Source organism: Nocardia sp. NPDC059180 (genome assembly GCF_042754945.1).
Taxonomy (GTDB): domain Bacteria; phylum Actinomycetota; class Actinomycetes; order Mycobacteriales; family Mycobacteriaceae; genus Nocardia.
Map to the genome: position 1 here is coordinate 1 of NZ_JBHZBU010000018.1, position 1,952 is coordinate 1,952.

A 1,952-nucleotide genomic window follows, 5' to 3' on the forward strand; every position below is an offset into this window, starting at 1 on the left:
CTTTTTTTATGTCTCCGAACTTCATTTCTTCCCGTTCCGGCTTAACAATCCCTTTTGATTTTCGATACATATTCATTCCGGAAGGATACATGTGCAGCCGTCCGCCTTTTAAAAATTTCTTTTCCCGACCTTCTACGATCTTTGTTTGCACCTCACAGCCCTCTGAAGCCACTTTTAAGGCTGTTTCCCTGTCTTGGACATCTTCTAGGTCTATATCAGTCAAATAAGCGCTCAAATAGGCTCCTATGTTGTCTATATCCTTTAATGACTTGATTGTTACAAATCCTAAACCCCATAGACTCCTTAATTCAGCATTTTTAATATAAATCTTATCCAAATCATTAAAGCGCATTAAAACATGACAATGCCAGGCTCCACGTCCTTGTGGCTCTACCACCGATAAATAATCTATCGAACTTTCTTTCTTGTATTTATAACGCAACCTGTCGATAAAATTTTGAAAATCACTATAAAGTTTTTTCGTGTCCGTCATATTTTTCTTGTATGTCAAAGTTATATGTAATTCATTTGGCCGTCCTATAAAATTGTTATTTATCAAATAACGCAGCTTCTTAAAGGTTTGTCTCAAAGAATTATAATTTTCCTGCCGATTTTCCGAATGCTCGAACTCCCGGATCTCCCCAGTAGAGAGGTCTACAAACCTATCCTTGTCCAATTTTTTGATATTATTTTTCCGGTTCATCTTCTCCATATGCTGAACTTCAATGACGTGATTCATAGTGGTCACTTTTACAACATCATTTGGAGCTATGAAAACCGCGTCACCATTGCGTTTATCCATCCATTTCCCCTCAATTTTTCCTGTAATGTTTAATTAAAATCAAGTTAATAATAAAGAACCCCAAATCCGAAGTCAGTTTTTCAACAAAAATTAGCGTCCTTTTCCCAAATAGTCCCTATACAATTCCTTAATAGCAAACTCAATTACAGCATCTTTTGAAACTCTTCCAAATTCATTGTGTTTTGTAAAATGTTCGGCTAATAACTCTAGCTTTTTAAATGTTTCAACAGTAATTCGAGGTCCAATTTGTTTTTTCTCTTCCATCCAAACACACTCCTAACAAGTTGTTAACATAATTCTAACATTGGAAATAATAGAATTCAAGAACAGAAAAAAGAAGCACACTCGGAATGATATTTCGTTTCCTTTTGATTCCGAGCCTCCACCCCTTACAATCCCCAAAGGCAACCGACAAGGGAAAATTCGTCCCTTATCGGCACCTCCGGAAATTGTACAGCAAGGGGTCACTCCCAATAAAAAGACTACGACATATAAAACAGGTTTAGCTTCAGAGAAAAAGAGCATAAGGAAACTCGGTGCCACCCTAAAAAAAAGGGTGTCAAACAGGCTGTGCCTGTTGAGTTTCTATGCTCTTAGAACAGGTGCCGTTTTTGAAGCCAAAGATATAGCATAGATACCCCATAGATATAGCAGGGATATACCAAAATATCTCTAGAGATACGGGTATCTATGCTATATCTCTCTACAAGATTCCTCCACACGCTTGACGGAAATGCTTCAGCATTTTAGCACTCACTCGACAGAGTGTATAAGTGCGCCATTCGGAATTTCAAAGCTTCAAATTTCACAGAGAGTGCCCATTTATACACACCCCCTAAATCGTGGTGTGACAATGGGTTCTCGCCGGCTCGAAATCGGTTTGTCATTCTGACAAATAACCCTTCGGGAAATAAAAAAAACGGCTCCATAAAGAGGAACCGTTTTGCTTCAAAAATCACGTTTTGTGTTATACTGGAGAAACGAAATTGTGTTTTCAAAATTGTCATTTTCGACATGATAACTTTTCTCGTAGTGTGGTTTTGCCGAACCCACTACTTTTTTTATGTCTCCGAACTTCATTTCTTCCCGTTCCGGCTTAACAATCCCTTTTGATTTTCGATACATATTCATTCCGGAAGGATACATGTGC

2 protein-coding genes and 1 pseudogene are annotated in these 1,952 nt (G+C 38.0%); all 3 read right to left on the reverse strand.

The genetic code is table 11. The annotated features are described in order from the left end of the window. Positions 1 to 802 (reverse strand): hypothetical protein (locus ACFXNW_RS29975; RefSeq protein ID WP_379421171.1); only part of this gene is annotated, 802 nt, incomplete at its 3' end. A gap of 90 nt (positions 803 to 892) precedes the next feature. Further along, positions 893 to 1,066: a hypothetical protein gene (locus ACFXNW_RS29980; protein WP_375839303.1), complete on the reverse strand. Its 174-nt coding sequence runs from the start codon at positions 1,064 to 1,066 to the stop codon at positions 893 to 895. Between the two features lie 684 nt (positions 1,067 to 1,750). Further along, positions 1,751 to 1,952: pseudogene (locus ACFXNW_RS29985) on the reverse strand (hypothetical protein); the annotation flags it as partial.

Coding starts and splice junctions, on each gene's coding strand:
- ACFXNW_RS29980 (WP_375839303.1), bottom strand. CDS start 1,066: ATGGAAGAGAAAAAACAAATTGGACCTCGAATTACTGTTGAAACATTT.